This is a genomic window from Endozoicomonas sp. SESOKO3, from assembly GCF_024606255.1.
Genome location: NZ_JAHHPR010000712.1, coordinates 1 through 6,129, shown reverse-complemented (window position 1 = coordinate 6,129; position 6,129 = coordinate 1). Strand labels below are relative to the sequence as shown.

General features: G+C 42.3%; 4 protein-coding genes. 1 reads left to right on the top strand and 3 read right to left on the bottom strand.

All coding sequences use genetic code 11. The features are described from left to right. On the top strand, positions 1-1,886 hold a 1,886-nt coding region (locus tag KDK18_RS12540; RefSeq protein WP_257255266.1), incomplete at its 5' end, for an F-box protein. Positions 1,887-1,999: 113 nt separating this feature from the next. Here KDK18_RS12540 and KDK18_RS12535 read toward each other — a convergent pair. The 3 genes from KDK18_RS12535 to KDK18_RS12525 form a co-directional block, all read right to left on the bottom strand. Continuing rightward, positions 2,000-4,393: a hypothetical protein gene (locus KDK18_RS12535; protein WP_257255265.1), complete on the bottom strand. Its 2,394-nt coding sequence runs from the start codon at positions 4,391-4,393 to the stop codon at positions 2,000-2,002. 585 nt (positions 4,394-4,978) lie between these two features. Further along, a complete protein-coding gene (locus KDK18_RS12530; protein WP_257255264.1) occupies positions 4,979-5,629 on the bottom strand; it encodes a hypothetical protein in 651 nt (216 codons plus the stop codon). Further along, positions 5,551-6,069: an ATP-binding protein gene (locus KDK18_RS12525; RefSeq protein WP_257255263.1), complete on the bottom strand. Its 519-nt coding sequence runs from the start codon at positions 6,067-6,069 to the stop codon at positions 5,551-5,553. The genes KDK18_RS12530 and KDK18_RS12525 overlap by 79 nt, the downstream gene beginning before the upstream one ends. Positions 6,070-6,129: the final 60 nt, after the last annotated feature.

The window sequence follows — 6,129 nt, the reverse complement described above, 5'->3', positions numbered from 1 at the left end:
ACCTGCGGTGGGCTGACCTGCCCCAGGAAGCGCTTGAGATAATCGCCAGCTATTTATCCATCGAAGATCTCAATAATTTTGGGCAAACATCGCCGACAATGAGCGAACGCCTGAGGTCATGCGGTCTGGAAGAGGTCCATCACTTCCTCTCCCTGACCAGCCAAAGGCAGACTTCGTGTCGGGCAATCATTCAGTCCAGTCATCTACTCCTTGAGTACCTCAGGACATTGTCTATATTTTCTGTTCGTCATTTCCCTGCACAACAGGGCCCGGCCTTTTACTCCTGCTATGCCAGCCATTTGCGCCAGCAGATTCTTGATGGGGCCGCACTGACACTTATACCCAGTGGCATTTTAAATGTTCGCCACAACCATCATCTGCGTGATCATATTCCCATTGTCATTGAGGGGAAGGCGGATAACTACAGCGATATCCTGACTCCGGGTCCTGATGGTCAATGGGTCAGGGAAGCTGAGATCAAACACGATTCCCCGGTCAAATATGGTCATCAGCAGGCCGACCATATTTTATTTGTCGAGCAACCCTCTGCGTTGAGCATTGGGGGAGTACCGTTTCGTTACAATTACACTGGCAAAGAGCATTTTCTGTCTGTCTATGAACGCAAAAATAATTCGTGGGTTGAGCAACAACTGACATCGGGTGAGATTTTTCCTGAATGTAAGGATAGGCATATCATTGGCATGTACCTGTCACCTGATGCCAGATCACTGGTCTGTATTAACATGAACTACGCTGTTGCTATTCTCGGTCGGGGGGCTGATGGGCAGTGGATCAATAAAGGCAACATTAATACAATACTTCGTCATAGGCTGTTCAGTGCCGACAGCAATCATTTTGTGCTTTATAGTGGACCACGCATCAAGGTGATGAGCCGGGCAGACGATGGTTCCTGGTCACAAACGGGTGACATTGTTGTTACCGACCCTCCTGATGATCTGAAAGAAACGCCCAGCGGCGAAAAAGTGAGCAACTTTGAGTTTGATCTTGACGTGGTATTCAGTCCGGATAACCGCCATTTTGCTACATGGTTTGAGGAGGTCGGCAATGATTCACATCACAATGATATTCAACAGCGTTATTTATTTGTCGTCATTTTTGCCCGTGACCCGCAAGGGCAGTGGCGTGAAAAAAAGAGAATCATTGAATGCTGTAACCGGCCAACCCGATATTTCGCTCTTAAACCTCAATTCAACCTGGATGGTCGGCTTCTGATTATCACCACTCCGGAAAGTATTGATATCTGGGAATTAACCGACGACCAATGGCACAAAGCTGCACAGAAGGAGCCCTGGAGCGGCGGCGGTGATATTCAATTTTCTTTGGACCCTTGTGAATTCATCAGAAGTTGCAATCAAAGCGTAACGATCTGGCGTAAGGCAGCGTCGGGAATGTGGGGCGAGACACAAACATTTCCGGCTGAGTCCCTGGTAGTCAAAAGTCCCAGCGGTGAAACCATTGTTTGTAACGATCCTGCCGGACACACTGATCTCTATCAACGTAAGCCTTTTGCTGAACCTTTCGGTCAGCCATTCGGTGAAACTGCCGCCGTTGAGTGGGTTAATCAACGCATTGAGTTTTCCATCATAGGTGCAGATTTCAATGGGGAAGGTTGCCTTTTGGCTGTGGTTCCCAAGACGGCTACGCACAGCCTGATTCTGTTCGGGTTGACGGCAGACGGTAGCTGGCTGGAAAGGGCCCGTTTGCAAACAGAAGGCAGGATTTACAAATTTCGCTTCAGCCCTTGCAGCCGCAACCTTCAAGTCCACAGTTTGAGCCCTGCCAGCGGCTATGCCAGAGGGCGAGAGTTTTTTTCGCTCTGGCAGATCATGCCCGATAAAGTCACCCGGACAGCTGACGGGGAATGACGACCTCCTACTTAGCGACCATCATGTTGTTGATTTTGAGCTGGCCAAAGTTAAGGGGAAGCTGCACCTGATATAAGAAAAGATGATCCTGTCTCTAGCAGCCCCTGCAGTGTTCAAAGTCTGCTCAATCCTTTTGATACTTTATCCAGGAAGCTATGATAGTCGTCAGGATTCAGTCCCAGTTTCCGCAAGTATTGAATAGTATGATGAACAACTTCTTCAGTAGTATAATCTTGGCTGGCTTTAACATCATCAGGCACAGCCTCAATCGGCTCATTTCTCATTCGACGGTCATGGATATATTCGAACCAGGCTTGTAAAAACTGATTGATCAGTTTTAATTCCTGCATATTTTCAGGACAACGGAAAAACCGAAACTCCATTGTGGAATATGGATCGATCACCTCAGTTCCTGGAATATGCAACAAAGATATGGCCATATATTTGTCTATCATCACATCAGCAATTTCACCAAACATTTGTTGCAAGGGGGCCATCTGCACAAAATGACTATATATTTTTGAAAACTGTTTAAGCTTATCCAATTTTTCTGAATCCGTTAACCAGTCACCATTCGCTTCTTCATAATTGGAACCAGCTAACTTTTCATTATACGTAGCAATCATCCAATTGATCCGTTCAATGGCTAACCCTCTCATGTCAGAATAATCAGAAAACAATTTATACCATTGACTCTCATTATTTTTAACAATTCGGTCATTATTACCGAATGCCCTGATTAGATAAGGATTGCTCTCAATTTCCCTCTGTAATTCCAGTAGAGCTCCGGGATTACCATGCGTAGCGGAGAGCGCATCGACATGCTTGTGACCGGAGGCATAACCTATGAGCCCATCTTTAATCATTAAGTCAACCAGTTCAAATACTTTTTCTAAACAATTATTCGCACCGGCGTCACCATCGTGGTAAGGCGTACAATTAAACTCAAGCCATCTCCTAAAGTCTACAAAAGGAGTTACATAGAATTGACCGTCAAAAGTGAAACTTTCAGGATCATAACCTGTCTTATTTGCTCCTAATCTTTTCATATGTTTATTGACTTTATTAAGATAATAGTAACTTGACCCGCCCCCTTGTTCATCTTCAGAAATCAAATCATATTCCAACTCTTCACCAAATTTGAGATCAATACGCTTGTCGAGTGGAATACCCTGTCCAGCTGTATCTGGCTTTTTTTCAGACATATCATTAAGAGCATCTAACCAGCGTCTTCTAAATTTCGAACCCATGACTTCTTCATTAAAAGTCATTCTAAGCTTATGATTACTTCTCAGGGCAGCAATAATGGAATTCTTGCACTTTATACATCCAACGGTTTCCTTCCTTATCTCATCAATAAGTTCTCGCTTGTAGCGAACACTAAATCTCATAAAATGGTCATATTCTGAAAAATAGCCATCCCCAAAAAGCATCCTTTCAAAGAATTGAAATGTCTCATGCCCAACAAATTGATAGCCCCTACTATCATCAGAGCCCTTGAAATTTTCATAAAGGTAATCAGGTAATAACTGACCAAGATAATAATATTGACGATATCTATCTGACATCTCAATTTGTCGCTGAGCAAACATTTCTGACAATATTGAATCTATTATTTCGATTCGTTTATGACTAATTGTTTGATTGGAACGATACTTATCAGCATCGTTACTATAAATAAACTTCTGATCTCTTAACAATCCTTCCGTGAACAATATAAAATCCACAAATATTTCTTTAACATTCTCTTTGGTAGTAACATAATCAGTACTATCAAAACGCAAATAACCATTTGTCTTCCATTTTTTATGCCCGATGACTCTTTCGATGGATAAACCATGCTCCTCAGCCAGTTTATTAACAGTATTTAACAAATGCCCGGCTGCCTCCCGGGGTGACAACAGTACATCAACGTTAAGCTCTTTTCCTCTCTTGCGCTTTCCCGGTTTCATTTCCGATGATGCTTGTTGGCTTTCCGCCCTGGTCTGCTCTCTATTTTTTTCAGGTACCCGATCACCTTTGTCACTCGCTGTTCCCTCTTTATTTGAGTTACCGAGGCTGATTATTCCGTTTATGTCACTTATATTAACTTTCAAAAAAAAATTGTCAGCAGTACCAAGTAATAAAGGTAAAAAAACATTCAAGACATTTGCGCCATTGCTACCCTCATTTTTTCCATGGGCTAGCTGGTAGAAATCATCCTTTTCTTTTTTAGAAAAACCTGTATTCTTTTTGTAATCGAGTTCCTGAAACTCTTTTGTCACTTTGTATGTTATGCTTGTAAGATAGGGGTCTTTCCAGCCTTTCAGATCTTCTATTTTTTCTTCCTTAAAAGCATCAACTAACATTTTGTCAGTACTGTTTTTTTCAATGGGAGGTTTACTGAAAAAAAGCTTCCCATTCAGTGCCGGAGTTAAAACATTCTGATAGTCAAAAGAAAGCGAACCAAAAGCTAGCACGTGGGAAACATTCAGGAATGAACAGAAAAAAAATATAAATAATTTCATAGTAACAAAGTTCAGTTTTTAACCATATTTCTTGATTATGATAATTCGAATAATCTCTGTTGAGTAACCCCTGGTGCTATACCTGTGAAAGGACACGCTCAATACCTACCATTAAATACTCTGAGCAAGTACTTCTGTACATGAAAAAGTACTAAGAATTCTATTCACAAGGATCACCACAGTGCTCTCTAATTATTCTAATATTCAATTAACTTCGCAAAAAGGTAGTAACAGACTAGTTATTAATCAAGTGTGCCGGGGAAATATTCTTTCGCCAATAACGAAGTTTATGTGTCGTTGTCCGATTTCTCACCAAGGCTCTGGAGACTGACTTACTCATTCAAGCCTATAAGTATCCAACCAACCGACCAGAAACATATCTCCAAATTGAAATTTCATCCTATCTGAAGGTTATATCTGCCTTTCACCGCACCGACTGATATTTACCTAATATCTGTCGTCAGTAACGATGTCTTTATGGCGACCCGTTTCAAAACGTCGGCAAAAGAATTTACCACCGTCTTTGTATACAGCAGTTCCCGCCAATCATTGACAAATGTCCGAATCAATAGGTTATTCCATAAGTCAAATCCTAAGATGATGAAAGAACACCCGGTTCCGCATCATTGCATCTTTTAACACCTTATCCCAACTGACTACTTCAGTGTAGAGATTAAGACTATCATGCCAACGGAAGTACCCCTGTCGATCTGGAAGGGGCTTGAAATCTTTTTCTTCTTCCAACCAAGTCTTCACCTTTTTGTTTAAGTCACAGATAACATAGCCATAGAACGGGGTGTTGGTGTTAATCTGTATCTCCCTGCCCTGGGGTGTGGTGAACTCGCCATCACGTAGCTTGCGAACATAGCGAATAATTTGCTGCACAGGATCTTCCTTAGAAGATGGGTTGGCAAAATCATCTCGCTGTGGCCTCTTGAACTCGAATATAGTTACAGGATTGCTGGCTTCATTCTCACCTCGAAAAACCATTCGGTGATCAAATGCCAGAATATCTGGCCTGCCTGACTTTCCTTCCAAAGGGATATCAGAGGAGAGGTACTCGGTAAAATTGAGGCGTTCATCAATTAACCAAAGGTTATGATCCTCAAAAGGTGTTTGGTCACTGTCGCCTTTTCTGGGGAAAATAATGTCATGCACTACACCCTCAGAAGAGTACTTACCATCATCACCGGTTTGCAGGCTTTTTTCAAAAATGTCAATAACACTGCGACGCATGGAAATATAATGAGCCAGGTAACGATGTCTTTATGACGACCCATTTCAAACCGTCGGCAAAAAAATTCCTTACCTTCTTTGTAAACGCTCTTGACATTAAACGTTAGAAAATATTTTAAGCAGGTAAACCGACCGAACCCCTTGCCGCCCTGAGTGATTTTGTGGTCTGAGTAGAGTGTATCGAAAGAGTTTCGATTTTCAGTATCGAACCCTACACCATTGTCAATAACAGTAAAGCCACAAACAGCAAGCATGGAATTTTCTAACAGATCGTCTTGTTGTTCACGATGAACAACAATCTGTACAAGGCCACTATCATTGCCAGTGCATTCAATGGACTGAATCGCATTGACCATCAATTCAATAATGGGGGTGTAGACGTTGACACCAGAGCCTGCCGGAATATGATCGACTGCACGTTGTATGTTGACGTTACTCATAGTATCTCTCTAGCAGCCTGTCGGACTTAAGCGTCCGTAGCGAGGATTGCAAGAAATTGA

Coding starts and splice junctions, on each gene's coding strand:
- KDK18_RS12535 (WP_257255265.1), bottom strand. CDS start 4,393: ATGAAATTATTTATATTTTTTTTCTGTTCATTCCTGAATGTTTCCCAC.
- KDK18_RS12530 (WP_257255264.1), bottom strand. CDS start 5,629: ATGCGTCGCAGTGTTATTGACATTTTTGAAAAAAGCCTGCAAACCGGT.
- KDK18_RS12525 (WP_257255263.1), bottom strand. CDS start 6,069: ATGAGTAACGTCAACATACAACGTGCAGTCGATCATATTCCGGCAGGC.